Below are 24,691 nucleotides of genomic sequence, written 5' to 3' on the forward strand. Positions count from 1 at the left end.
CCTTCGTGCTCCTCGGTAGCCTTGCGCACCATGCTAGGCTCCGCGTCGAGCGCAGACGCGGCCGCACCGCCAACCGGCGGTATCGCCCATCCCTGCGGACGCGCGCGGCGGCGGGCGGCGAGGGAGCTGCGGCGGGCGGAGGCTCCCTTAGGAGGCGCCGGGCGCTTCAAGGGCCTCGCGCGCCTCCAGCTTGCGCAGGCGGCGCCACTCCGCCGCCAGGAAGGCCACCACGAGCAGCGTGGAGGTGATGTCCGAGATCGAGGGCGCGAAGAACAGGCTCTGCAGCGGCGTCCAGGGAAGCACGAGCGGCAGTACGTGGGGGCTCGCCAAGAGCAGCGGGATGAAGAACAGTATCTGGCGCGTGAGCGTGAGCAGCGTCGCCTTGAGCGCCTGCCCGGTGGCGTCGAAGTAGTTCGACCCGATGAGCGCCACGGGAAGGATGGGTATGAACACGAGGTAGGCGATGAGCGCCCACGCCGTGGCGTCCAGGTAGGCCTCCGGCAGGCTGAACAGGTGCGCGTACATATCGGGCAGGAAGAGCACGGTGAGCCACAGGGGCGTGGTGATGGCGATGCCCAGGAGGATGCCCTGCCCCAGCGTGCGCTTCATGCGCCCGAACTTCCGCGCGCCGTAGTTGTAGCCGATGATGGGCTGCGCGCCCATGGCGATGCCCATGGACGGCATGATGGTGAACATGCCCACGGCCGAGAGCACGCGCATGACCGCGAGCGCGCCGTCCGAGCCGAGGGGGTCGGAGGCGCCGTAGGACAGCAGCAGGTTGTTCATGATCATGTTCGACACCGCGAAGCCCAGCTCCATGACCGAGGGGGCCACGCCGAGCGCGCAGATGCGCAGCGCCACGCGCCACTTGATGCCGAGGGCCTCGCGGCGCAGCGGCATGGGCGAGCCCTTCTTCAGGAAGAACTGCATGACGAAGGCGGCCGAGAGCGCCCACGAGCATACGGTGGCGAGCCCCGCGCCCGTCATGCCGCCGTCGAGCACGATGATGAACAGGTAGCCGAGCACGATGTTCGCGCCCGTGCCCACGAGCATGGAGCCGAGCGCGCGGTTGGGGTGGCCCGCCGTGCGGATGAAGTTGTTCATGCCGAACGCCACGAACTGCAAGGGACAGCCCGCGATGATGACCGTCATGAAGGCGCGCGCGTGCGGCAGCACCGCGTCGTCGGCGCCCGAGGCGCGCAGGATGGGGTCGAGCGCCGCGAGGCCGACGATCCAGGCGACGACGCCCGCGCCCACGAGCAGCACGAAGCTGTTGCCCAGCACGCGCTCGGCCACGCGCTTCTTCCGCTCGCCCAGCTTGATGGCCGCGAGCGCGTTGCCGCCCACGCCCACGAGCATGGCCACGGCCACCATGAACGTCATGGCGGGGTTCGCCACCGTCGTGGCCGCCAGGCCGTTCTCCCCCACCGCGGCGCCCACGTACACGGCGTCGATGACGTTGTAGAGCGTCTGCACGAGCACGCCGAACACGGCCGGGATGGAGAATTCCAGCAGCAGCTTGAGCGTGCTGGCGGTGCCCATGCGGTCGATCTTCGCGTCGCCGGCGCGCTGCTGGTCCGTGCGCGCGACGGGCACGGCCACCTCGAGGTCGCCGGTGTCGAGCACCGGGCGGCGCTCGAACGGCTCCTGGGCGGCTATTTGGGCCGACAGCGACGTATCCTCGGCTTCGCCGCCGACGCGGGAGGCGCCCTCTCCCCCGCCTCGCGGCGTTCCCTTCTTCTCCTCCATCGTGCTACCCCGTTGCATGAACGCAGGCGACCTCGAGCCCTGCCCGCCTCGCGGACGGTGCGGTTTTCTCGATCGCGGAATTTCCCGGGTTGTCCCGGCAGACTGGACAGGCGGCGGAACTTCCCTCTCGGGGCTCGACGCCGCGCCGGCTCGGGTCATCCCGAACAGAGGCCAGTATACGGGAGCCCGCAAGCGGCGGCAAGCCCGCCCGTGCGGGCAAATGCGGGCGCTTGCGAGGCCCTGCTTGCCAGCCGGCCGGTTGACGGGAGCGCGACGGGCGCTCCCCCGGTTTTTCCGAGAATTCGCGCTATGCTGTCAGGAAAGCCGTCCCTGGATCGTATTGAAGGTGAAGCGACGTTGCTCGAACATCCCCGGCGGCAGCCGGGCAAGAGAGGGAAAAGCCACGGATGGAGACAAGAAGAGCAAGCGAGGTGGAGGCCGAGCGGCTGGTCGAGGCCTACGCGGACCTCATACTGCGGCTGAGCTACACCTACCTGAAGTCCACGCACGACGCGGAGGACGTCTGCCAGACGGTGCTGCTCAAGCTCATGGGGGCCCGCACGAGGTTCGAGGGACCCGAGCACGAGAAGGCCTGGGTCGTCCGCACGACGGCGAACGCCTGCAAGGACGCGCTGCGCAGCGGGTTCAGGAGGCACACGGTTGGGCTGGAGGCGGCGCCTGATGCCGCAGTCCCCGACGAGCCTGACAGCGGGGTCGTGGACGCCGTCATGGCGCTGCCGGCGAAGTACCGCGAGGCCATCTACCTCCATTATTACGAAGGGTACTCGATCCGGGAGATCTCGGAGCTCACCGGACGGAGCGAGTCGGCCGTCAGCGCTCATCTGAGCCGCGGCCGCGGCAAGCTCCGCACTATGTTGGAAGGAGCCTATTGTGGACAGGGAGTATAACGAGGCCATGGACGACCTGAGATTCTCGCCCGCCGCGAAGGAGCGCATGGCGGCGCGCCTGGCTGCGGCGCAGGAGCAGGCGCGGGCGGCGCGCCCGCAACCGGATGTGCACGCAGCGCGCGGCGACAAGCGCCGCTGGCGCTTCGCGGCGGCAGCGGCGGCCACGGTGGTTCTGGCAGTAGGCCTGGCAGGGGGTGCGTACGCCTCCGGCGCGCTCATGGGCGTGGGCAACGTCATGGACGACCTGTTCGGCGGCCCACCCGCCCAGACCGAGGTCGTGGGCAAGATAGGGCGCCCCCTCGGCGCGAGCGCCACGTCGAACGGCGTCACCGTCACGGCCGAGGCCATCATCGGCGACCGGGCGAACTACACCATCGTGTTCAGCATCGCCAAGGACGACGGCACGCCGTTCGGGGATATCGATGCCCTGGACAACGGTGCGCTGCCCCTCGGGTTCGGAGAGGCGGCCGGAGTCCACGTCGACGGGGTGACGACGGGCGGCGGCAGCGGCCACTTCTACGATGCCGACCCCTCCGACAACGCCATCCAGTACGTGGAGCAGATGTCCGTCACCTCGATCGGCGGCAGCATCATCGGGCATACGGCGCGCGCGAGCTTCCAGAACCTGTACCGGTACGGCGACGGCGGGCGCGAGGCCGTTGCCGAAGGCACCTGGGACATGAAGTTCGTCGTGGACTACGAGGACACCTCCGTCGACCTGCCGGCCGGGCAGCCGTTCGAGCTGAACGGCATGGGCGCCACGCTGGACAGCGCCAGCATCTCGCCGATCGCGCTCACGCTCGAGTACACGGCCGACGGCGCCATGGACTGGCTCGAGCAAGGATCCGGGCGCCTGTCCGAGCACAACGGCAGCGAGGTCGACCGCTTCCTCAACCCGTCCATCACGGTGAACATGAAGGACGGGACGGTTCTCGAAATCGATGCCTCGAAGCACAGCGGGGGAACCCGCGAGAACGGCAGCACGACCGCCTGCCATAAGAACATAGTGTTCGAAGAGTTCTTGAACACCGACGACGTGGCCTCCGTCACCATCGGCGGCACGGAGATAGCGCTGCCGTAGCCACTAAGCCGGAGGAGGCGCCGCAAGCCAAAGCAGCGGGGCCTCCTCCGGTTCGCCTAGGCGCTCTTCTTGGTGACGAAGTTGATGATGGCCAGCAGCACCACCGACCCGAGCAACGCCACCACGAACGACCATAGGTTGAACCCGGTGAAGCCCTCAGCCCCGAAGAAGCTCATGATGAACCCGCCGATGAGCGCGCCCACGATGCCCACTATGATGTTCTTCACCAAGCTGCCCTGCTCCTTCATGATCATGCCCGCGACCCAGCCGGCCAGGCCGCCGATGATGATCCACACGATAATGCTCATAGTTATGCTCCTTTCTGTGACCGACACCGTCCAGTGTAGGAGTTCGCGGGCCGGGCAGCCGATACTGGAAGCATCCCGTGCGCACGGCGTTTCCACGCTGTTTCGCGAAGATCCGCCCGCCGGCCGTCAGCGGCAGTCCAGGTACTCCAGGAAGCGTTGCGTGGCGAGCGAGGCCGCCTCGCGGCTGCGCAGGGCGAGTCCTATGGTGCGGTAGGCGGGCTCCTCCAACGGCCGCGCCGCGATGCGGTACGGCGCGCGCCGCAGGATGAGCCCAGGCAGGATGCTCACGCCCAGCCCGCATTCCACCATGGCCATGATGGCGTAGTCGTCCCAGGTGGTGAACCGCGTGCGCGGTGACAGGCCGTCGCGCTCGAACACCTCGGACACCACGGTGTTGTCGCCCTTCTCCAGCAGCAGGAACGGCTCCTCGCACAGCTCCTCCGCCGGCACGCGCTCCTGCTCGGCCAACGGGTGCCCCTCGGGGAGCACGGCCAGCAGCTCGTCGCGCTCGATGAACACCGTCTCCAGGCCGCGGTGCGCAGGCAGGCGCAGGAAGCCGCAGTCCACGCGCCCCTCGAGCACCCACTCCTCGATCTCGCTGTAATCTCCCAGCAAAAGCTCGTAGTCGATGTTCGGGTAGTCCTCTTGGAACGCGCGGATGACGTTCGGCAGCCAATGGGTGGCCACGCTGGAGAACGTGCCGATGCGGATGAGGCCCGCCTGCAGCCCGTTCAGCTCGTCGACCTGGGCCTGCAGGCGCGCATGCTCCTCGCACACGCGTCGGATGCAGGGCAGGAGGCGCGTGCCCTCGGACGTGAGGCGCACGCCGGCCCGCCCGCGCTCGAGCAAGGCGACTTTCCACTCCCGCTCCAGGTCGGCCACCATGCGGCTCACGCCCGACTGGGAATACGACAGCGACTCGGCCGCCTTGGTGAAGCTTCCCAGCTCAACCGTCCTCACGAACGCCTGGTACTTCTGGATGCTCGCGTCCACCGCCGTCCTCTCTTTCCGCCTCCGTGGGCCATCGTTTCCCTTTTGCATGCGATTTTATCATGCTTATTATGATAAACATTCGCTTTTGTGCTTTTTGGTTCTGTGACACACTGTCGTCCGGCAGTTTCTCGCACCTTATGCGGGTAGGCGGCGTATCAAGGAAAGAAGGACGAAGGTGGCACGGGATTACGGGAAGTACGTAGGGGCGCTGCTCCTGTTCGGCAGCAACGGCATCGTGGCGAGCGGCATCGCCTTGCCCAGCTCCTCGGTCGTGCTGCTGCGCACGTTGCTGGGAAGCCTGCTGCTGGTCGTGCTGCTGCTTGCCGCGAAGCGCCGCGTCACGTTCCACCGGCACCTCGGCGACTTGGGCTGCCTTGCCGCATCCGGCGCCGCGCTGGGCGCCAGCTGGCTCTTCCTGTTCGAGGCGTATCGCCATCTGGGCGTGGGCACCGCCTCGCTCGTGTACTACTGCGGCCCCATCATCGTGGCCGCCCTGTCGCCGTGGCTGTTCGGCGAGCGGCTGACCCGTGCGAAGCTCGCCGGGTTCGGCCTCGTGCTGGTCGGCGTGCTGCTGGTGAACGGCCGCGCGCTCGGCGAGGGCGCATCGGGATGGGGGCTGTTCTGCGGCGGGATGTCGGCAGTCATGTACGCAGCGATGGTCGTGTTCGCGAAGAAGGTGCGCCACGTGGAGGGGCTTGAGAGCTCTGCCGTGCAGCTCGTGTCCAGCTTCGCGGCCGTTGCGCTGTTCGTCGGCGCAACCGGGGGGACCTCGCTGCAGATAGGCCCGGCCGACTGGGCGCCCCTCCTGGTGCTGGGCCTGGTGAACACCGGATTCGGCTGCTTCGTGTACTTCTCCGCCATGGGCAAGCTGCCGGCGCAGACGGTGTCGGTGTGCGGCTACCTGGAGCCGCTCGCGGCCGTCGTGCTGTCCGCGCTGCTCTTGGGCGAGGCCTTCTCCCCTGCTCAGGCGATAGGCGTGGTGCTCGTCATAGGCGGCGCCGTGTACGCCGAGTGCGGCGCGAGGCTGCACCTGCCCCACGTCCGTCGCGCTCGCGGCGCGGAAGCGGCGCTGTAGGGCCAGGCGTTTCGGCTTCGCCCCAAGCGCCTGGCGTGAAGCCCGCGCACGCTGCGCCGCGAAACCCCCGCAAGCACGAAAAAGCCGCCCGAAGGCGGCTTTCGAGTTTCTGGTCGGGTTGACAGGATTTGAACCTGCGACCCCTTGACCCCCAGTCAAGTGCGCTACCAAACTGCGCCACAACCCGTTATGCGTCTTGGGGTTTGTATCGTTTCCCCGTCAGACAGCTTGAATATATTACCGTTACTCGCCGGGTATTTCAAGATGGAATTTATCATCTTCCCCGAATCTTTTTCAATTGCAGGTGATCTTGGGTGCAACGCCCGCCGACGGGCCGATCGTGTGGATAGCGTGTGCAAGGGACTTTCCGACCAACCCCGACCGAAAAGCCCGCGGATGCGCGTACACTGGTTGACGCGGCACGTTGCCGCACGTTGTTGGCAGCGGTTCGGTTTCGGCCGCGCTGCCCGTTAAGTGCCCTGCGGGGCAGAAAGCTAGGTTTGCATGTCTACTGGTACAGTCAAATGGTTCAACGCCGACAAGGGCTACGGTTTCATCTCTCAGGACGGCGGCGATGACCTGTTCGTCCACTTCAGCGAGATCCAGACCGACGGGTTCAAGACCCTCGAGGAGAACGCCCACGTCGAGTTCACCGTCGCGGTCGGCAACAACGGCAAGAGCCAGGCTACGATGGTGCACACCATCTAGTTCGCCGAACTTCCGAACTGCCCGAGGCCGCCTACCGGCCCCGATTCGAGAAAGCCCCTCCGCCCTTTCGGGCCGAGGGGCTTTCTTGCTTTTACAGGAAGGACCAGCTGAAAGATCAGGCTCGGCTTACGGCAGGAACGAGGCGGCCACGTCGAGGATGCGGTCGGCCAGCCGGTCCTTGGACATGAGGGGAAGGCCGTAAGTCTCCTCGGCGGTGACGAACCACACCTCGTTGTCGTCGGTGCCGAAGGCGCGGCCCCCTCCCACGACGTTTCCCACGACAAGATCGGCATGCTTGGAAGAGAGCTTCCGCTGGGCATTGGCCACCACGTCGTCCGTCTCGGCGGCGAAGCCCACCACCACCTGGCCGGGACGCTTGGCGGCGCCGAGCGTGGCCAGGATATCGGGGTTCTCCACGAGCTCGAGGGTATCGAGCCTCGCATCTCCTGCGCCCTTCTTCAACTTGTGCGCCGCAGCCTCGCGCGGCCGCATGTCGGCCACGGCAGCCGAGAACACGGCGATATCGGCTGCCGCAAACGCCCTTTGGGCCGCAGACAGCATCTCGCGCGCCGTCTCCACGTGCACCGTGCGCATGCCCTCGGGCTCCGGGAGCGCCACCGGGCCGGACACGAGCGTGACGTCGGCCCCGCGGGCCGCAGCCGCCCGTGCGATGGCGTAGCCGGTCTTGCCCGACGAGCGGTTCGTGAGGTAGCGCACCGGATCGATGGGCTCCACGGTGGGCCCAGCCGTGACCATGACGCGGCGCCCGGCCAGGTCGCGGCGCATATCCAGCTCCTCGAGCACGGCGGCCACGATGTCGGCCGGCTCGGCCAGACGGCCCCGTCCCACGTCGCCGCAGGCCAGATAGCCGTCGCCGGCCTCCACGATGCGCGCGCCGCGGATGTGAAGCTTGCCCAGGTTGTAGCGCGTCGCCGGGTTCTCGTACATGTTCACGTTCATGGCGGGCGCGACCACGAGCGGGCCCGTGCAGGCGAGCGCCGTGGTGGTGAGCAGGTCGTCGGCCAAGCCGTTCGCTATCTTGGCAATGACGTTCGCCGTGCAGGGCGCGATGACGAAGCAGTCGGCCTCCTGCGCAAGCGACACGTGGTGTATGGGGTCTGACGGGTCGTCGAACAAGCCCACGGCCACCGGCTCGCGCGTGAGCGCACGGAACGTCGTGGGTCCCACGAACTCGGCGGCATGCTCGGTCATGACCACCTTCGCCCTCACGCCGGCCTTCTGCAGGAGGCGCACGATCTCGCAGGACTTGTAGGCCGCGATGCAGCCCGTCACGCCCACGAGCACCGTCTTCCGCGGCGCCGGAGCCGCGGCGCCTTCTTCCCTGGCCATCATCGGCCTCCTTCCACATGGGGGCGAAGCACGTCGGCGAGCACCCTCACGTGCGCGCGGCTGCGGTCGAGGCAGGGCACGTACGTGAAAGCGCCTTCGCGCGGCTCGCGGCCCGCCTTCCTGATCTGTTCGAAATAGAACGGCTTCAGCTCGTGCTCGATGTCGTAGAGCGTCTCGAGGCAGTCCACGGCGAAGTTCGGGCACACGAAGAACACGCGGCCCACGTCTGCCTCGGCCCAGCGCGCCAGGACGTCGCGCGTGAACGGCGAGAGCCATTCGCGCCCCTTGTCGAAACGGCACTGGTAGCCGATGGTCCACCGGTTGCGCTCGATGCCCAGCTCGCCCGCTATCTGGAGGCTCGAGGCACCCGACTGCAGCTCGTAGGTGTCGCCCGCCTCGATGTCGACGAGCGGGATGGAATGGTACGAGAACAGCACCTTGTCGTCAGAGTCGGGATCGAAGCCGGCGTGCCTGACCGAGGCGGCGATGGCGCGCACGTAGGTGGGGTCGTCGTGGTAGTTGTCCACGAAGTCGCAGGGCACGTCCCACCGCTCCTTGCGCAGCGCGCGGCCCACGCCGTCCGATACCGAGCCGGTGGTGGAGTGCGCGCTCTGCGGGTACAGCGGCAGCACGACGAGGCGCGTGCAGCCGGCCTCCTTCAGCTCGCGCACGGCGTCGCGCACGAACGGGGCGCTGTAGCTCATGGCGCAGCGCACGACGGCGTCGTGGCCCTCCTCGGCCAGCTGCGCGTCCAGGGCGCGGGCGAGCTTCATGTGGGCGACCGTGAAAGGAGACCCCTCCTCGGTCCAGATCCTCGCGTACTTCTCCGCCGAGGCGCGCCCGCGCTTGGGCAGGATGAACAGGTGGAGGACGAACCACCAGCCCACGCGGTTCATGGGGGCGATGCGCGGGTCCATGAGGAAGCGCGCGAGGTACTTGCGCACGGCGCGCGGTCGCGGCTCGTCCGGCGTGCCGGTGTTCACCAGGAGAATGCCGGTGCGGTCCCCTTCTTGCACGATGTCGATCCCCTTCCCGGCCTGCGCGCATCGCCGAGGCGAAACGGTGCCCGTCCAACTTGAGAAATCTGCTATAGTTTAGCCCTATCGGCCCCTCGAGGAACGGATGAATGGAGAAAGAACCGAAAAACCCGGGTTCGCCCGAATCGGAGGGCGATGCTCCGGCCCCTTCGGGGGCTGCGCCCGCGCGTGCGGGCGCCTCGGAGGGTGCGGACCTGCTGAGCGAGGTCAAGCAGGAGGTACGAGCCCAGGTGTTCCACAACACCGGCTACCTGCGGCTCGACTGGTTCAACCTGTTCTGGCTGTTCGTGGCGGGCTGCGTTATCGGACTCGCCGTGGAGACCGTGTTCCACGCCATCGTCTACGGCGGCCTCGAGAGCCGCGCGGGCTTGGTCTGGGGCCCCTTCTCGCCCATCTACGGCGTGGGCGCCGTGGTGCTGACGCTGTTCCTCAACCGCTTCTACCATTCGCACAACCTGGTCATATTCCTGGTTGCCATGGTGGTGGGCAGTGTGCTGGAGTACGTGACCAGTTGGGGCATGGAGTTCTTCTGGGGTGCTGTGGCCTGGGACTACTCGGGCACGTTCGGCTCCATCAACGGGCGCACGAACTTCGCGTTCGGCATGATGTGGGGCCTTTTGGGCCTTGTGTGGGTGCGCGTGGCGCTGCCTGCCGTCAAGCAGGCGTTCTCGCACGTGAACGCGCGAAACGCCGCCGTGCGCGCCGTGACGGCGCTCATGGCGGCCTTCCTGGCCGCGGACGTCGCGGTCACGGTGCTCGCCCTCGATCGGGAGGGGCAACGCGCCCAGGGCGTCCCCGCCACCACCTGGGAGCAGCGTTTCCTCGACGAGCACTTCCCCGACAGCTTCTTGCAGTCCAGGATGCAGAACATGAGCGTGTACGGGAAGGAATGAGACAAGGGGACGGGGTTAATGTCTCATTCTCGTGCGGTTGACGCGATCCTCAGGCTTTGCGGAATGAGACATTAACCCCGTCCCCTTGTCTCACCTTGTCTTACAGCCTCGGGTGCGGCGCGTCCCTCAACAGCTCGAAGACCTCCCTGCCGGCCTCGGTGCGGCCGCGGCTGCGGTCGGCCAGGGAATCGAGGGCGGCTTGCAGGTCGGCGGGCAGGTTGTCGGCGAACGAGAGCTCCTCCCCCGTGGCGGGATGGGTGAACGCCAGCTGGAACGAATGCAGGAACTGGCGCTCGAGCCCCAGGTCGGCAGTCGGATCCTTGGGGGCGCGGGAGCGGTAGACCGGCTCCCCTGCCAGCGGGTGCTTCGCGTACTCCATATGCACGCGGATCTGGTGCGTGCGGCCCGTGAACAGCTTGCAGTCGATGAGCGTGTAGCCGTCGTCGCGCGGCCCGTGCTCGAAGCGCTCCAGCACGCGGAACGTCGTCACCGCGTCGCGGGCCGAGGGCACGTCGCGCACGGCCATGCGCGTGCGCTCCTTCTCGGCGCGGGCGATGGGCGCGTCCACCATGCCGGTGTCGTGCGGGATGACGCCGTGGACGAGCGCCAGGTAGCGCCGGTCGACGGCGCGGGCGCGGATGTCCTCCATGAGCGCGTAGCCCGCCTCGTCGGTCTTGGCGGCCAGCATGAGGCCGCTCGTATCGCGGTCGAGGCGGTGCACGATGCCCAGGCGGTCGTCCTCGCCCTGCACGTTGCACAGGTTGGCGGCCCCGCAGTGGTGGACGAGCGCGTTCACCAGCGTGCCGTCGTAGTGGTCGACCGAGGGGTGGCACACGAGGCCCACCTGTTTCGACAGCACCAGGAGGTGCTCGTCTTCGAAGCGGATGTCCAGGTCGATGGGCTCCCCCTCCAGCGCGCGGGGGGCGGCCTCCTCGGGCGCCTCGTACACGACGGTGTCGCCGGCCGCCACGGCGTGCTTCTTGGCCACGTTCGCGCCGTTCACGAACACGGCGCCCTCCTCGATGGCGCGCGCGGCGGCGCTGCGGCTGGGGTACAGTCCGCGCTCGGCCATGAGCGCGTCCAGGCGAGCGCCGGCATCGGCCGCGCCCACGATGTGGCAGAGCGAGCGCGTCATCGCTCCCCCGGCCCTTCCCCGCCGTCCCCGGGCGCCTGCGGCCCCACGGAGCCCTCGGCCAGCGCCGCGGCCTCGCGGTCGGCGCGGCGGTACGCCAGGATCATCCCTGCCACGAACAGCACGAACCCGCATGTCACGCCTATGTCGGCCACGTTGAACACCGGGAAGTCTATGAACACGGGCTCGATGAAGTCCACCACGTAGCCCAGCGTGAAACGGTCGAACGCGTTGCCCAGCCCGCCCGCCACCACGAGCGCCACGCCCACGACCTCCAGCATCCCCGGACGGGGCGACAGGAAGAACAGGTACGCCACGAGCACGAGGCATACCGCGATGGACACCACGCCCAGCAAGAACGTCGAGTCGCCGAACATGCCCCACGCCGCACCCGTGTTGTGCACGAGGCGGAAGCGCACGAGCCCGAGGAAGGGGCCGCCGGCCACCTCGCCCACGGCGAAGGAGCCGTTGAAGTAGCCTTTCGTGAGCGTGTCGAGCGCGAGCCACGCCAGGGCCACCGCGCCGAACACGAGCGTGTCGCGCAGCCGTGCAGCCCGCCCGAGGGCGGCGTCCCCGCCCTCGGCGCTCACGCCCAACCCGCGCTTTTCCTCGCTCAAGCGTCCGACCCCGCTTCCTCGTAGCCGATGGCGTCGAGCACGTCGCCGCAGCGCTCGCACACATCCGGATGGCTCGGGTTGCCGCCGAGCGCGCGGTAGTTCCAGCAGCGCGGGCACTTCTCGGCGGTCGTCTTGCGCACCTCGGCCGAGAGTTCCTCGCCTTCGACGAACGACACGGACGCCACGATGAACAGCTCCTCGAACACGGCGGCGTCGTAGCGCTCCACGTGGTCGAGCACCGAGCGCGGGGCCGTCACGGTCACATCGGCCTCCTGGCTCTTGTTGACGACCTTCTGGCCGCGCGCGTCCTCGAGCGCCTTCGTCACGATCTCGCGCACCCCGAGGATGATGCCGAAGTCCTCGGCGATGCGCTCGGCGTCCGCATCGTCCGGCAGCGAGGGCGCGAAGTCGGACTTCTCGGGCCAGCCGGCCAGCTGCACGTTTCCGGGACGTCCCTCGCGCGAGCGGATGGCCTCGGGATAGTGCTCCCACACCTCGTCAGTGGTGAACGACAGCACCGGCGCGAGGACGCGCACGAGCACCTCGACGATGTTCATGAGCACGGTCTGCGCGGCGCGGCGGCGCGGCGAGTCGGGCGCCTCGGAGTACACGCGGTCCTTCGTCGCGTCCATGTACACGGCCGAGAGGTCGCCCACGATGTAGTCGTACACCGCGCGGTACACCACATGGAACTTGTATTCGTCGTAGGCGCGCTCCACGTCGACGAGCAGGTGCCACAGGCGCACCATGGCCCACTGGTCGACGGGTTCAAGCGCATTCCAGTCGGTGACCGTATGCTTCAAGTCGTCGAAGTCGCTCAAGCTGCCCAGCAGGAAGCGCATCGTGTTGCGGATGCGGCGGTACGCCTCGCTCGTGCGCTCGAGGATCTCGTCGCCGATGTTCACGTCCTGGGAGTAATCGACGCTGGCCACCCACAGGCGCAGCACGTCGGCGCCGCTCTTCGCCATGACGTCCGCCGGGTCGACGCCGTTTCCGGCCGACTTCGACATCTTCTTGCCCTCGGCGTCCATCGTGAATCCGCAGTGCATGACGGACTTGTACGGCGGCACGCCGTAGGCGCCCATGCTGGTGAGCAGGGACGACTGGAACCAGCCGCGATGCTGGTCGGAGCCTTCGAGGTACATGTCGGCCGGGAAGCGCAGGCCCTCGGCCTCGCGGTGCTTCAGCACGGAGGTGTGCGACACGCCGCTCTCCCACCACACGTCGAGGATGTCCTTCTCGGGGACGAGCTCGGAGCAGCCGCAGGTCTCGCACTTCACGCCGCGCGGCAGGTAGTCGGACGGCTCGTGCGTGAACCACGCGTCGGCGCCCTCGCGGTAGAACAGGTCGATCACCGCGTCGAACGTCTCGGCGGTGGCCACCGTGTTGCCGCACTTGGCGCACTTGAACACGGGGATGGGCACGCCCCATGAGCGCTGGCGCGAGATGCACCAGTCGGGGCGGTCGGCCACCATGGACCCGATGCGGTTCTTCGCCCACGCGGGGATCCACTCCACCTTGTGGTCGATGGCGTCGAGGGCGTCCTCGCGCAGCGAGTTCTTGTCCATGGACACGAACCACTGGTCGGTGGCGCGGAAGATGACCGGCTCGTGGCAGCGCCAGCAGTGCGGGTAACTGTGCAGGATCTCCTTCTGGGCCACGAGCGTGCCGCGCTCGCGCAGCCACTCGATGATGGCCGGGTTCGCCTCGTCCACGTCGAGGCCCGCGAAGGGGCCCGCCTCGTCGGTGAGCACGCCGTTGTCGTCCACCGGCATGAGCAGCGGCACGTCGAACTCCAGCGCCACCAGGTAGTCGTCCTGGCCGTGGCCGGGGGCGGTGTGCACCGCGCCCGTGCCCGAGTCGAGCGTGACGTGGTCGCCGTAGATGACGGTGCCCTTGAGGTCCTGGCGGATGGGGCACGTGTAGGTCAGTCCCGTGAACTCGCGGCCCTTGAGCGCGACGGGCTCGCCGTCGGCGCCGCGCACGAGGTCGTAGGACTCCCAGCCCGCGATCTCGGCCACCTGCTCCACCAGCTCGCGCGCCATGATCATGTTGGAGCCGTCGGCGACCACCATGACGTAGTCGGCGTCGGGGGCCAGCGACACGGCCGTGTTCGCCGGCAGCGTCCAGGGCGTGGTGGTCCAGATGAGCACGAAGGCGTCGCCCACAGCACCCGCGGCCTCGAACATGCCGGGCATGAGGTCCATCTTGAACTTCACGAAGATGGACGGCGACGTCTCGTCGGAGTACTCGATCTCGGCCTCGGCGAGCGCGGTGTGGCAGCGCTTGCACCAGTGGATGGGCTTGCGGCCGCGGTACACCGAGCCGTCCAGGTACATCTTCTTGAACACCTCGACGTTGCCCGCCTCGTAGTTCGGAGTGAACGTGAGGTAGGGGTGCTCCCAGTCGCCGTTCACGCCGAGGCGCTTGAAGCCCTCGCGCTGCACGTCGACGTACTTCTCGGCCCACTCGCGGCACAGGCGGCGCAGCGTGGGCTGGTCGATCTTCGCCATCTTCTCGGGCCCGAGGGTCTTCTCCACCATGTGCTCGATGGGCTGGCCGTGGCAGTCCCAGCCCGGCACGTACGGCGTGAAGAAGCCGCGCTGCGCATGGGACTTGTTCACGAAGTCCTTGAGGATCTTGTTGAAGGCATGGCCGATGTGGATGGGGCCGTTGGCGTACGGGGGGCCGTCGTGCAGGATGAAGGGCTTGCCGTCCTTGTTCTTCTCCAGCACGCGCTCGTAGATGCGCTCTTCCTCCCACTTCGCGAGGCGCTTCGGCTCGTTCTCGGGCAGGTTCGCCCGCATCGCGAAGTCGGTCTTGGGCAGGTTCATCGTTTCCTTGTAACTGTTCGCCACGGGGTGCCGTACCTTTCCTTCAAGCATGCGCTGCGCGGGGCGGCGGCCGAGCCGCCGGGCCCCGCGGATTCAACATTCGATACAAACCGCTATAGTATAGGCGATTGCGCGCGGATTGCACGCGCGCCAAGGGCATATTCCCCTCGCCTTGGCCACATTTCAAAAATGCGACACAAGAAATTGCAGGGAAATAGGTATACTTTAGAAGGTAACCACGGCGCCCTTTCGCGGCGGCCCCGCACATCGGAGGAACGAAATGGATTTTGAGATCGTCACCGATTCAAGCAGCAACCTCGTCGAGGAGATGATCGACGACTTCGGCCTGCACGTCCTGCCCCTCACCTTCATGGTGGACGGCGAGGAGTACCAGAGCTACCTCAAGGGCCAGCACACCGACCTCAAGCAGTTCTACACCATGATGCGCGAGGGCAAGGTCATCACCACGTCGCTGCCGAACCTGGCCGAGTCCGAGGCGCTCATGCGCGGCCTCCTGGAGCAAGGGCGCGACATCCTGTACCTGGGTTTCTCGAGCGGCCTTTCCGGGACGTTCGAGGCCACCGAGCTCCTGATGCGCGACCTGGCGGCGGAGTTCCCGGAGCGCACGCTGTGCGCGGTGGACACGCTGGCGGCTTCCGGCGGCGAGGGCCTGCTCGTGTGGCATGCCGTGCAGCGCGCCCGCGCCGGCGCCTCCATCGGGGAGGTGCGCGACTGGGTGGAGGAGAACAAGCTGCACCTGGCCCACTGGTTCACCGTGGACGACCTCATGTTCCTGTTCCGCGGCGGGCGCGTGTCGAAGACGGCGGCCTGGGCGGGCACCATGCTCAACATCAAGCCGGTCATGCACGTGGACGACGAAGGGCATCTCATCCCGCTCGAGAAGGTGCGCGGCCGCAAGAAGTCGCTGAACGCGCTCGTGGACCACATGGAGAAGAGCGCCGTCCAGCCCATCGACCAGCAGATGGTGTTCATCACGCACGGCGACTGCCTGGAAGAGGCCGAGTACGTGGCCGACCAGGTGAAGGAGCGCTTCGGCGTGAAGGAAGTGGTCATCAACTACGTCGACCCCGTCATCGGCGCCCATTCCGGCCCGGGCACGATGGCCCTGTTCTTCCTGGCCGACAAGCGCTAGACGCTCTCCACCTGATTCAATCTGCCGGGAGGCCGGCTTCGCTTTGACGGAATCAACCTGCGACGCTTCTCTTACTTGTAATCCGCCGGGTTCTTGCTGGACGAGCCGGTGGTGTTCCCCTCGTTGCGCAGCTCGTGGCCGAAGCGGACGGCGGCCTCGCCGAAGCGGTCCTTCACGAGGTCGGTGGCCTCGATGAGGCCGCGGCGCTTGCGCTCGTCGCGCACGACGGGCTCCACGTCGTCGGCGGACGGCGCCGCCTCGGCCACGTCGAAGAGGCTCTCCTGCACGGCGCCCTCCTCCGCGAAGCCGCTCATGCCCACGCCGATGAGGCGCAGCGGCGTGCCGGGGCGCCACACCTCGTCGACCATGGCGTAGAGCAGCGGCGTGTAGGCCAGCTCGTCGTCGCTCGGCTGCGGCAGCTGGCGCTGCACCGAGCGCACGCTCAGGTCGTCGAACTTCACGCGCAGGGCGAGCGTGCGGCCGCGCAGGCCCTTGCGGCGAAGGCGGCGCCCCACCTTCGCGGCCATCGTGGCGATGGCGGCCTCCACGTCCTCTCGGCGGGTGAGGTCCGTCGCGAACGTCATCTCGTTGGAAACCGACTTCACGGCGTCGTCCTGCTCCACCGGCGCGTCGTCGCCGCCGTTCGCCCTCACGTGCATAACGCGCCCCAGCTTGCCGAACACGCGCTCGAGCATGCGCAGGTCGGCGTCGGCAAGCTGCCCGAGCGTGCGGATGCCGCGCGATCTCAGCTTCTCCTCGGCCGACGCGCCGATGCCGCTCATCGCTCGCACGGGCAACGGCGCCAAAAAGTCGCGCTCGCTGCCGGGGTAGACCACGGTGAGGCCGCGCGGCTTGTCCATGTCCGAGGCGATCTTCGCGATGGTCTTGGAGGTCCCCGCGCCGATGGAGCACGTCACCCCCAGCTCCTCCACGCGCCGCTGGATGCGCTGGGCCACGCGCACCGGGTGCTCGCGGTTCACCGCGGTAGGCGTGACGTCCAGGAACGCCTCGTCGATGCTCACCTGCTGCACGTGCGGCGTCTCGGAGCGCAGGATGGCCATGATGGCGTTGGACACCTCGCGGTAGCGGTCGAAGCGTCCGTGCGTCCAGACGGCGTCGGGGCACAGGCGGCGCGCCGTCGACGAGGGCATGGCGCTTCTCACCCCGTAGGGCCGCGCCTCGTAGGAGGCGGTGGACACCACGCCGTGCTTGTCCGCGTCGCCGCCCACGATGACGGGCTTGCCGCGCCAGGCGGGATGGTCCAGCTGCTCGACCGAGGCGAAGAACGCGTCCAGGTCTACCAGCAGGATGGCCGGCCCCTCCCACGGCTCGAGCGGCAGCGGGCGCGCCGGGGCTTCCCCCGCCCGCGGGCGGGAGGGGCGGTCGCCCGGTGCGGGCGCGGCGGTCTGCGGGAATTCTTCCTTCATTGCGCGAATTAGTCTACCATGCCGCACGCGGCCGTTGGGAACATGTGCTAGGATTATCATTCCCCCGCAACCTCCGCGCCCGATCGCGCGGGCGGGGAACTTGACATACACGGCCGCGCTCGAATCTGCCACCTGCTGAAACGTCCCCCAGATTCCCCTCAAGCCCGCAGCGGACCGTATCGGGAAGAGATGGGAAGGAGAGACGACATGTCGAACGGATGCGATGCGACGCCCGGCGTGCGAGCCGCGGTGACCGCCCTGCCCGAGCAGCTGCTCTCCCCTCCCTACGAGTTGCGCACCGAGATGAACTGGATAGACTTCTCGGGAACGGCCAACCCGCTGGGCACGCCCCCCTCGTTCATCCGCGCCATGCAGGCTGCCCTCGCAGCCGGCGAGTTGAACTACTCCCCCGACCGCGAGGCGCACACGCTGCGCAGCGTGCTGGCGCGCCAGCACGGCCTGCCCGTGGAGTCGTTCCTGGTGGGCTCGACCGTCGGCGACATGGTGCGCGCCGTCGCGCAGACCTACCAGCCCTGCACCGTGGGCGTGGCCGTGCCGGGCCCGGTGGAGTACGCGCTGGCGGCAGGCAACGCCGGACATCGCGTGGTGGAGATCGCAAGCCCCGCCGGCTTCGTCATGCCCGACCCTGCCGCGGCCGCGCGCCACGGCGTGTCGTTCGACGCCGCGGTGCTGGCGAACCCCGGCTACCCCACGAGCCGTCTGCTGCCCCTGCCCACGTTGCTGGCCTACCTGGACGCATGCACCTGGGTCGTGGTGGACGAGCGCTCCATCGAGCTCACGCTCGGCGGCGAGAGCATGGTGGGCCTGGTGAAGGAGCACCGCAACCTCGTGGTGGTGCGCTCGCTCTGCGAGCCGTACGCCATGCCGGGCATCCCCATCAGCTACTGCGTGGCGCACCCCGACACCATCGCGCAGATCGCCCGCTTCTACGACAGCTCGGGGGTGCCCATGTTCGCCGAGGTGCTGGGCGAGCTGGCGCTGGCCGAGCGCGAGCACCTGGAACGCACGCGCGAGTTCCTGGATTCCGAGATCCCGTGGATGCAGTGCATGCTGAGCCTGGTGCCGGGCATCGACATCTTCCCCGCCGAGGCGAACTACGTCATGTGCGCCTTCGACCACGGCCCCGATTTGAACCTGGGCGTGGCGAGCACCGAGGAGCTGGCGGCGCGCCTGCAGCTGGCCGGTTTCCTCATCCGCAAGCTGCAGGGCACGCCGGGGCTCGCCAACGGCAAGTACTTCTGCGTGGCCGTGCGCACCCGCGAGGACAACGAGAAGCTCATCGCCGCCCTGCGCGAGATCATCACGGGGTGCTAGGAGAGGTTACTCCACGCCCGTTACCTCGTAGTCCTGCTCCTCCACGGCGGCCTTCAGGGTCGCATCGTCCACCTCGCGCGCGAGCCTCGCGACGGCGGTCTTCGCGTCGAGGTCCACGACGGCCTCTTTTACGCCGTCCACGGCCTCGAGGGCCTTCTTCACGCGCGCGACGCAGTGCTGGCACATCATGCCCTCGACATGCAGTACCTTTTCCATGACGATCTCCTTTCCCGCGGGCGCCGCGGCGCCCCCTTCGATTTCCTTACCACCGCTCTCCTCGCCCGCTGCGAGCGTCGACGGTCGAGCGGCGGGCGGCGCGGCCGCCGTGAACCGTGGCTGCCACCCGCGCAACCGCAGCGCGTTCGACACCACGCACACCGAGCTCAACGACATGGCAGCCGCGGCGATCATCGGGTTCAGGTTCACGCCCGCGAAGGCCAGCGCACCGGCCGCCACCGGGATGCACACGGCGTTGTAGACGAGCGCCCAGAACAGGTTCTGCTTGATGTTGCGCAGGGTGGCGCGCGACAGCTGGATGGCCGCCGGCACGTCCATGAGGTCGCTTCTCATGAGCACGACGTCGGCGCTCTCGATGGCAACGTCGGTGCCGGCGCCTATGGCGATGCCGATGTCGGCGCGGGCGAGCGCGGGCGCGTCGTTGATGCCGTCCCCCACCATGGCTACGCGTCCGCCCTGGGCCAGGCGGCGGATCTCGCGCTCCTTGCCCTCGGGCAGCACGCCGGCTATCACCTCGTCCGCGCCCACCTCGCGCTGGATGGCGGCGGCCGTGCGCTCGTTGTCGCCGGTGAGCATCACGGTGCGGATGCCCATGGCCGAAAGCTCGGCCACGGCGGCGCGGCTCGTGGGCTTCACCGTGTCGGCCACGGCGATCACGCCCAGCAGCCTGCCGTCCGCAGCGAAGAACAGCGGCGTCTTGCCGTCGTCGGCCAAGCGCCGCGCCCGCGCGCCCATCTCGCCTGCGTCCACGCCGCGCGCCTCCATCATGCGCAGGTTGCCGGCCAGCACGGCCGCGCCGTCCACGGTGGCGGAAAGGCCCTCGCCGGGCACCTGCATGAAGCCCTCGATGCGGGCGTCCGCCGCCGTCCCGCGTGCCTGCGCGAAGCCGCACACGGCGCGGGCGAGCGGGTGCTCGCTCAGATGCTCCACGGCCAGCGCCGTCGCCAGCAGGCGTCCCTCGGGCACGCCGGGCGCGGTTATCACGTCGGTCACGCTCGGGGCGCCCTCGGTCACGGTGCCGGTCTTGTCGAGCACGACGGTGCGCACGTCGTGGGCGCCCTCCAGCGCCTCGGCTGACTTCACCAGGATGCCGCTCTTCGCGCCGCGGCCGGTGCCCACCATGATGGCCGTGGGCGTGGCGAGCCCCAGCGCGCAGGGACACGATATCACGAGCACCGAGATGGCGTGCGACAGGGCTGTCTCCAACCCCGCTCCCAGCACCATCCATACGGCGAACGCGGCCAGCGCGATGACGATGACCACGGGCACGAACACGCCGCTGATGCGGTCGGCTATCTTCTCGATGGGCGCCTTGGAGCTGGTGGCCTCGTCCACGAGGCGGATGATGCCGGCGAGCGTGGTGTCGTCGCCCACGCGCGTGGCGCGCATGGTGAAGTAGCCCGTGCGGCTCACCGTGGCTCCCGTCACCGGGTCGCCGGGCGCCTTGTCGACTGGCACCGACTCGCCGGTGATGGCCGATTCGTCCACCGACGCCGCGCCGTCCACCACCACGCCGTCCACCGGCACGCCCTCGCCCGCGCGCACCGCCAGCACGTCGCCCTCGCGCACGTCGTCGGCCAGGATCTGCTCCTGGGTGCCGTCGGCGGAGACGCGCACGGCCGTCTTGGGCGCCAGGTCCATGAGCGTGGCGATGGCATCGGTCGTGCGGCCCTTCGCGCGCGCCTCGAAGTACTTGCCCAGCGTGATGAGCGTGAGGATCATGGCCGCGCTCTCGAAGTACAGGTCCATGCCGGCCGCATGCGCCCCGTGCACATCGCCCGCGCCGAGCGCGTAGGCAATGCGGTACAGCGCGTACACGCCGTACACCGTGGCCGCCGTGGAGCCGAGCGCGATGAGCGAGTCCATGTTGGGCGCGCCGCGGAAGAGCGTCTTGAAGCCCACGCGGAAGAACTTGAAGTTCACGAACACCACGGGCGCGAGCAGCAGAAGCTGAGTGAGGCCGAACGCCATGATGTTCCGCTCGCCCAGCAGGAACCCCGGCAGCGGCCAGCCGAACATATGGCCCATGGAGATATAGAACAGCGGGATGGTGAACGCGAACGACACGACGAGCCGCTGCCTTACCTGCTTGGCCTCCGCAGCCGCCGTGCCCATCGGCGAGGGGGCTCCCGCCTGGACGCCGCCCGCAGGGCCCGCGCCCTTGGCCTGGCGCGGCAAGGCGCCGTAGCCGGCTTTCTCCACGGCCGCGACCACGGCCGAGAGCGTCTCGGGCGCGCCGTCGGAGTCCACCTCCATGCTGTTTTTCAGCAGGTTCACGGCAACATCGGATACGCCGCCCACGGCGCGCGCGGCCTTCTCCACGCGCGCCGAGCACGCCGCGCACGTCATGCCGGTCACGTCGAATGTCTGCTTCAAGGCTTCCGCCTCCTGTTCCGCGCGGCCCTCGCAGGCCGCGCCGTCTGCCTTCGTCTCTCGCCGAACCGCGCTATGCGCGCCGGCCCTCCGGCGCAGGCCGCGCCGCGGCGCGGTCAGCGCGAGAACTTCCTCATGAGCTGCATGACCTCGTCGACTACCTCCACGTTGCCGCGCTGTATCTGCTCGACCACGCACGTCTCCAGGTGGTTCTGCAGAAGCCTGCTCGAAATGCTGCGCACGGCGCTCTCGGCCGCGGCCAGCTGCACGAGCACGTCGCCGCAGTAGCGGTTGTCGTCGAGCATGGCCTTCACCCCGCCCAGCTGCCCGATCACCCGGTTGAGGCGTTTTTGCAGGTCGGCCTGCAGCTCCTCGCTGCGGGGCGTGTCCTTGTGACGGCATGGGCAGGCCGTCCCGTCGCGTGAGCTGCTCTCCGCCGCCTTCGGTTTGCCGGCCGTCCCCGTATTTCCGTCCACCAACGGGCCGCCTTGCGCCATGGCTTGTCCTCTCTGCTTGCCAAATACCCCTTGTGGGTATCTCACGTGCGGTCAGTATATACCCCTTAGGGGTATTGTCAAGAGCCTGTCCCCCGACGGTTTGCCAACATCGCGCATGATTTCACGTCTCATTTGCCATGAGCCGGCCGCGCGAAGCTGCATGAATGATAGAATTGCCTGCTGAAAAACGATCGAGGAGGAATTCCATGACCACCGTCTCGTCCGTGAAAGACGTGAGGAACAGCAAGATAAGCGTGCAGGTTGCCGTGATATCCATGCTGCTGGTGCCGGTGGCGGGCGTGAGCTGCCTGCTGTTCCCCGCCCTTGCCGAGGAGGCGCTGCCGTGGTACCTGGGCGTGCCGATGGTGGTCTCGGCCATCGGCAGCATCGTGGCCGTCGCACGCGAGCGCGACGCGGACGCGGGCCGCGAGAGCCTGGGATCGGCCATCGTGCTGTGCGTCCTCGGCCTGGTCATCATCGTGCATGGGGCGAACTCCACCGTTTTTATCGGCATCGTATGGGGCCTCTTGGGCCTGCAGAAAGCTGCGCGCACGTTCGACGGCATCTTCTCCGACATCAGGCACAAGCGTCCCTTCGCCGTAGCGCTCGCGTTCTGCGTGCTGCAGTTCGTGCTGTCGGTGCTGCTCATACTGAACCCGTTCGCCAACATCGAGCACCATCTCATCGTGCTGGGCATCGAGCTCATCCTCTACCCCTTCAAGCTGCACCGCGAGCACGGCAAGCTGAAAGTCGAGGCCGAGGCGTAGCGAAGGGCGGGCAGAGACCCCGCCCTTCTCCTAACCCGCATGGGTCGGATCGGCGGTTCCTAGAGCAGCTCGCCGTGCGTCGATATCGTGGCCACCGAGAAAGGCACGTCCTTTCCGCTGCGCGCGAGCGCCGTCCGGGCCGCCTGCTCGAGCCCGCCGCAGCAGGGAACCTCCATGCGCGCGACCGTGACCGAGGCCACGTCGTTGGAGGCGAATATCTCGGCCAGCTTGCCCGTGTAGTCGACCGCGTCGAGCTTGGGACAGCCGATGACCGTGGTCTTGCCGTCCATGAAACGGCGATGGAAGTCCGCATAGGCGAACGCCGTGCAGTCGGCTGCCACGAGCACGTGCGCGCCCGCGAAATACGGCGCCTGCGTGGGCACGAGCTTGATCTCCACCGGCCACTGCGCCAACCTTGACTTCGGCGGAGCGCCGAGGGCGTCGGCATCGGCGGAAGCGTCGGCCCCCGCCGCCGCGGCAGACGAATCCTCCGCCGCGAAGAACCTCGAGAGCGATCCCGGGCAGCCGCCCGCGTGCCGCGTCGCTGCGACAGGCTCGGGCGCCTCGACCGCATGCTCCGGCGACGCGGCAGAGGCTCCTGGTGCGGCCCCCTTCGCCGCGAGCACCGCCTGCTCGTCGTAGGGTTCCGCCTCGCGCTGCACGAACGAGATGGCCCCGGCCGGGCATGCCGGCAGGCAGTCGCCCAGCCCGTCGCAGTAATCGTCGCGCAGGAGCCTCGCCTTGCCGCCCACCAGCCCTATCGCCCCCTCATGGCATGCGTCTACGCACAGCCCGCATCCGTTGCAGGCAACCTCGTCTATCTCCACGATCGTACGGATCATCTCCGCCTCCTCCGTTCTCCCTCGCTGCCGCGAGCGCCCGATCTGCATCACGCGAACCGCCGTCCGCACCCGAACCCGTTCCCGCCGGGGCTAGCCTACCATCCCATCCTCCCCTCTTCCGTTGTATTTACAACATCCCCCTACCACAACCGTTTTTTCGCGAACGAAAAAACGGTTGTGCAGCCCCTCCCGCGGTTTAGCGGCCCCGCAGCGCCGCGGCCCCTCAGCTCGGCAGTTCCGCAGTTCCGCAGAACTCTCTCGGTTTCCGCATCTCCTCTTTTCTCTTTTTCATTCCCCCGCTCGCTTATTCCCCCGCAGGTACTTCCCCTGCGTTTCTGCAATAACACGGCGCCCCAGTGATCTGGCTGTCCCCCTGCGCTCGCACCGTCGGGCCCCGTCATCCTAAAATGTTTCACGTGAAACATTCGTTCGCTATCCCGGCGACCCACAGTCACCGCCATGAGCGGTGCCCCCTCTTTTTTCCTTTTTTTGCGCGTCTTTTCCGCAACCTCCTTGCCTCCCGCCCCTCGGCTGCCGTTTTTCCAGCGCCCTTCCATATCTCCCCCCGACCCCTTCCGCCGTCTTCCGGACGATTCGTTTTTTCGCTGGCCGGGAGAAAGTCTGCCCAACCCCTTGACAGCTCCCTTCTGGTTCGTATACTTATGAACAGTTGATCATATGTTAAGAGGTTGAAATGGTATCTACGAGAAACGAAGAGCACGGAACGGTCGCACCGGCGGCCGAGCACGACCACCGGTGCGCGTGCGGCAGCGCGGAGCATCCCTCGCCCGACCAGCCGCCCGAATCGTTGCCCGACGAGGAACTGCTCTACGACCTGGCCGACCTGTTCAAGGTGTTCGGCGACACGACGCGCATCAAGATCCTCTACGCCCTCATGGGAACGGAGCGGTGCGTGGCCGACATCGCCGAGCTCGTCGGCGCCACGCAGAGCGCCGTGTCGCACCAGCTGCGCACGCTCAAGCAGGCCCGCCTCGTCAAGTTCCAGCGCGACGGCAAGAACGTCATCTACTCGCTGTCCGACGACCACGTGTACACCATGCTCGCCCAGGGCATGACCCACATCTGCGAATAGCGAACGACGAACAACCCGACGAACGCCCCTACCGAAAGGAACCCCCCATGCGCAAAGCATTCAAGCTCCAGGACCTCGACTGCGCGAACTGCGCGGCCAAGATGGAGAACGCCATCTCGAACATCGACGGCGTGAAAAGCGCCACGGTCAGCTTCATGACGCAGAAGCTCGTGTTGGAAGCCGACGACGACCGCTTCGAAGCGGTGCTCGACGAGGCCGAGCGCGCGTGCCGCAAGATCGAGCCGGATTGCGTCATCCTGCGCTAACCGCCCGCTGACAATT

At 67.8% G+C, this 24,691-nt stretch carries 22 protein-coding genes and 1 tRNA gene; 10 read left to right on the forward strand and 13 right to left on the reverse strand.

Annotated features, from left to right (window positions below):
- Nucleotides 1-147: 147 nt before the first annotated feature.
- Nucleotides 148-1,749: an MATE family efflux transporter gene (locus K9U15_RS13095; protein WP_227115557.1), complete on the reverse strand. Its 1,602-nt coding sequence runs from the start codon at nucleotides 1,747-1,749 to the stop codon at nucleotides 148-150.
- Between the two features lie 407 nt (nucleotides 1,750-2,156).
- Between K9U15_RS13095 and K9U15_RS13100 the strand changes: the two genes are divergently transcribed.
- Nucleotides 2,157-2,657 (forward strand): RNA polymerase sigma factor, encoded by a 501-nt coding sequence (locus K9U15_RS13100; RefSeq protein WP_301156324.1) that lies wholly within the window; start codon nucleotides 2,157-2,159, stop codon nucleotides 2,655-2,657.
- Nucleotides 2,641-3,738 (forward strand): DUF4179 domain-containing protein, encoded by a 1,098-nt coding sequence (locus K9U15_RS13105; RefSeq protein WP_227115555.1) that lies wholly within the window; start codon nucleotides 2,641-2,643, stop codon nucleotides 3,736-3,738. Before K9U15_RS13100 ends, K9U15_RS13105 begins: the two co-directional genes overlap by 17 nt.
- A 56-nt stretch (nucleotides 3,739-3,794) precedes the next feature.
- Here K9U15_RS13105 and K9U15_RS13110 read toward each other — a convergent pair whose 3' ends face one another.
- Together K9U15_RS13110 and K9U15_RS13115 are read right to left on the reverse strand one after the other, a co-directional pair.
- Nucleotides 3,795-4,046: a GlsB/YeaQ/YmgE family stress response membrane protein gene (locus tag K9U15_RS13110; protein ID WP_015538797.1), complete on the reverse strand. Its 252-nt coding sequence runs from the start codon at nucleotides 4,044-4,046 to the stop codon at nucleotides 3,795-3,797.
- A gap of 126 nt (nucleotides 4,047-4,172) precedes the next feature.
- Entirely contained in the window at nucleotides 4,173-5,039 is an 867-nt protein-coding gene (locus tag K9U15_RS13115) for a LysR family transcriptional regulator (RefSeq protein WP_227115554.1), read from the reverse strand.
- A gap of 175 nt (nucleotides 5,040-5,214) precedes the next feature.
- Between K9U15_RS13115 and K9U15_RS13120 the strand changes: the two genes are divergently transcribed.
- Nucleotides 5,215-6,114 (forward strand): DMT family transporter, encoded by a 900-nt coding sequence (locus K9U15_RS13120; protein WP_123673529.1) that lies wholly within the window; start codon nucleotides 5,215-5,217, stop codon nucleotides 6,112-6,114.
- A 110-nt stretch (nucleotides 6,115-6,224) separates the two neighbouring features.
- Here K9U15_RS13120 and K9U15_RS13125 read toward each other — a convergent pair.
- Nucleotides 6,225-6,301 (reverse strand) — tRNA-Pro (locus K9U15_RS13125).
- 317 nt (nucleotides 6,302-6,618) lie between these two features.
- Here K9U15_RS13125 and K9U15_RS13130 point away from each other — a divergent pair.
- Nucleotides 6,619-6,822 carry a cold-shock protein gene (locus K9U15_RS13130; RefSeq protein WP_015538799.1) on the forward strand — a complete coding sequence of 68 codons (204 nt, stop codon included), beginning with the start codon at nucleotides 6,619-6,621 and terminating at the stop codon, nucleotides 6,820-6,822.
- 126 nt (nucleotides 6,823-6,948) lie between these two features.
- On the opposite strand, the gene coaBC is transcribed toward K9U15_RS13130, so the two are convergent.
- Complete coding sequence (coaBC, locus tag K9U15_RS13135; RefSeq protein WP_301156325.1) at nucleotides 6,949-8,175, reverse strand: bifunctional phosphopantothenoylcysteine decarboxylase/phosphopantothenate--cysteine ligase CoaBC; 1,227 nt, start codon at nucleotides 8,173-8,175, stop codon at nucleotides 6,949-6,951.
- The gene (hemH, locus tag K9U15_RS13140) at nucleotides 8,172-9,188 is read right to left on the reverse strand and encodes a ferrochelatase (protein WP_224767871.1); all 1,017 of its coding nucleotides are present in this window, start codon (nucleotides 9,186-9,188) and stop codon (nucleotides 8,172-8,174) included. The genes coaBC and hemH overlap by 4 nt, the downstream gene beginning before the upstream one ends.
- A gap of 110 nt (nucleotides 9,189-9,298) precedes the next feature.
- Between hemH and K9U15_RS13145 the strand changes: the two genes are divergently transcribed.
- On the forward strand, nucleotides 9,299-10,102 hold the full coding sequence (locus K9U15_RS13145) for a putative ABC transporter permease (RefSeq protein WP_096228515.1): 804 nt from the start codon (nucleotides 9,299-9,301) through the stop codon (nucleotides 10,100-10,102).
- 100 nt (nucleotides 10,103-10,202) lie between these two features.
- Here the strand turns inward: K9U15_RS13145 and K9U15_RS13150 are convergent, their stop codons facing one another.
- The 3 genes from K9U15_RS13150 to ileS are packed head-to-tail and all read right to left on the reverse strand — an operon-like array spanning nucleotide 10,203 to nucleotide 14,709.
- The gene (locus K9U15_RS13150) at nucleotides 10,203-11,237 is read right to left on the reverse strand and encodes an RluA family pseudouridine synthase (RefSeq protein ID WP_096228514.1); all 1,035 of its coding nucleotides are present in this window, start codon (nucleotides 11,235-11,237) and stop codon (nucleotides 10,203-10,205) included.
- A complete protein-coding gene (gene lspA, locus K9U15_RS13155; protein WP_172623293.1) occupies nucleotides 11,234-11,851 on the reverse strand; it encodes a signal peptidase II in 618 nt (205 codons plus the stop codon). Before lspA ends, K9U15_RS13150 begins: the two co-directional genes overlap by 4 nt.
- Nucleotides 11,848-14,709, reverse strand: a complete 2,862-nt coding sequence (gene ileS / locus K9U15_RS13160) for an isoleucine--tRNA ligase (protein ID WP_301156326.1) — start codon at nucleotides 14,707-14,709, stop codon at nucleotides 11,848-11,850. Before ileS ends, lspA begins: the two co-directional genes overlap by 4 nt.
- A 256-nt stretch (nucleotides 14,710-14,965) precedes the next feature.
- Between ileS and K9U15_RS13165 the strand changes: the two genes are divergently transcribed.
- On the forward strand, nucleotides 14,966-15,838 hold the full coding sequence (locus tag K9U15_RS13165; protein ID WP_096228512.1) for a DegV family protein: 873 nt from the start codon (nucleotides 14,966-14,968) through the stop codon (nucleotides 15,836-15,838).
- 71 nt (nucleotides 15,839-15,909) lie between these two features.
- Here the strand turns inward: K9U15_RS13165 and dinB are convergent, their stop codons facing one another.
- Nucleotides 15,910-17,178 (reverse strand): DNA polymerase IV, encoded by a 1,269-nt coding sequence (dinB, locus tag K9U15_RS13170; protein ID WP_231897425.1) that lies wholly within the window; start codon nucleotides 17,176-17,178, stop codon nucleotides 15,910-15,912.
- A gap of 294 nt (nucleotides 17,179-17,472) precedes the next feature.
- Between dinB and K9U15_RS13175 the strand changes: the two genes are divergently transcribed.
- Nucleotides 17,473-18,600, forward strand: coding sequence for a histidinol-phosphate transaminase (locus K9U15_RS13175; RefSeq protein ID WP_087189824.1), 1,128 nt, complete (start codon nucleotides 17,473-17,475; stop codon nucleotides 18,598-18,600).
- Nucleotides 18,601-18,606: 6 nt separating this feature from the next.
- Here K9U15_RS13175 and K9U15_RS13180 read toward each other — a convergent pair whose 3' ends face one another.
- On the reverse strand, nucleotides 18,607-21,213 hold the full coding sequence (locus tag K9U15_RS13180; protein ID WP_301156328.1) for a heavy metal translocating P-type ATPase: 2,607 nt from the start codon (nucleotides 21,211-21,213) through the stop codon (nucleotides 18,607-18,609).
- 113 nt (nucleotides 21,214-21,326) lie between these two features.
- Entirely contained in the window at nucleotides 21,327-21,707 is a 381-nt protein-coding gene (locus K9U15_RS13185; RefSeq protein ID WP_301156330.1) for a metal-sensing transcriptional repressor, read from the reverse strand.
- A gap of 206 nt (nucleotides 21,708-21,913) precedes the next feature.
- On the opposite strand from K9U15_RS13185, the gene K9U15_RS13190 reads away from it, so the two are divergent.
- Nucleotides 21,914-22,474, forward strand: coding sequence for a DUF308 domain-containing protein (locus K9U15_RS13190; RefSeq protein WP_301156331.1), 561 nt, complete (start codon nucleotides 21,914-21,916; stop codon nucleotides 22,472-22,474).
- 59 nt (nucleotides 22,475-22,533) lie between these two features.
- Here K9U15_RS13190 and K9U15_RS13195 read toward each other — a convergent pair whose 3' ends face one another.
- Nucleotides 22,534-23,316: an ATP-binding protein gene (locus K9U15_RS13195; RefSeq protein WP_301156333.1), complete on the reverse strand. Its 783-nt coding sequence runs from the start codon at nucleotides 23,314-23,316 to the stop codon at nucleotides 22,534-22,536.
- A gap of 694 nt (nucleotides 23,317-24,010) precedes the next feature.
- Between K9U15_RS13195 and K9U15_RS13200 the strand changes: the two genes are divergently transcribed.
- Nucleotides 24,011-24,409: a metalloregulator ArsR/SmtB family transcription factor gene (locus K9U15_RS13200; protein ID WP_172623292.1), complete on the forward strand. Its 399-nt coding sequence runs from the start codon at nucleotides 24,011-24,013 to the stop codon at nucleotides 24,407-24,409.
- A gap of 47 nt (nucleotides 24,410-24,456) precedes the next feature.
- Nucleotides 24,457-24,675: a cation transporter gene (locus K9U15_RS13205; protein WP_087189829.1), complete on the forward strand. Its 219-nt coding sequence runs from the start codon at nucleotides 24,457-24,459 to the stop codon at nucleotides 24,673-24,675.
- Nucleotides 24,676-24,691 lie beyond the last annotated feature (16 nt).

The sequence above is a fragment of the Gordonibacter sp. RACS_AR68 genome (assembly GCF_030418485.1).
GTDB lineage: Bacteria > Actinomycetota > Coriobacteriia > Coriobacteriales > Eggerthellaceae > Gordonibacter > Gordonibacter urolithinfaciens.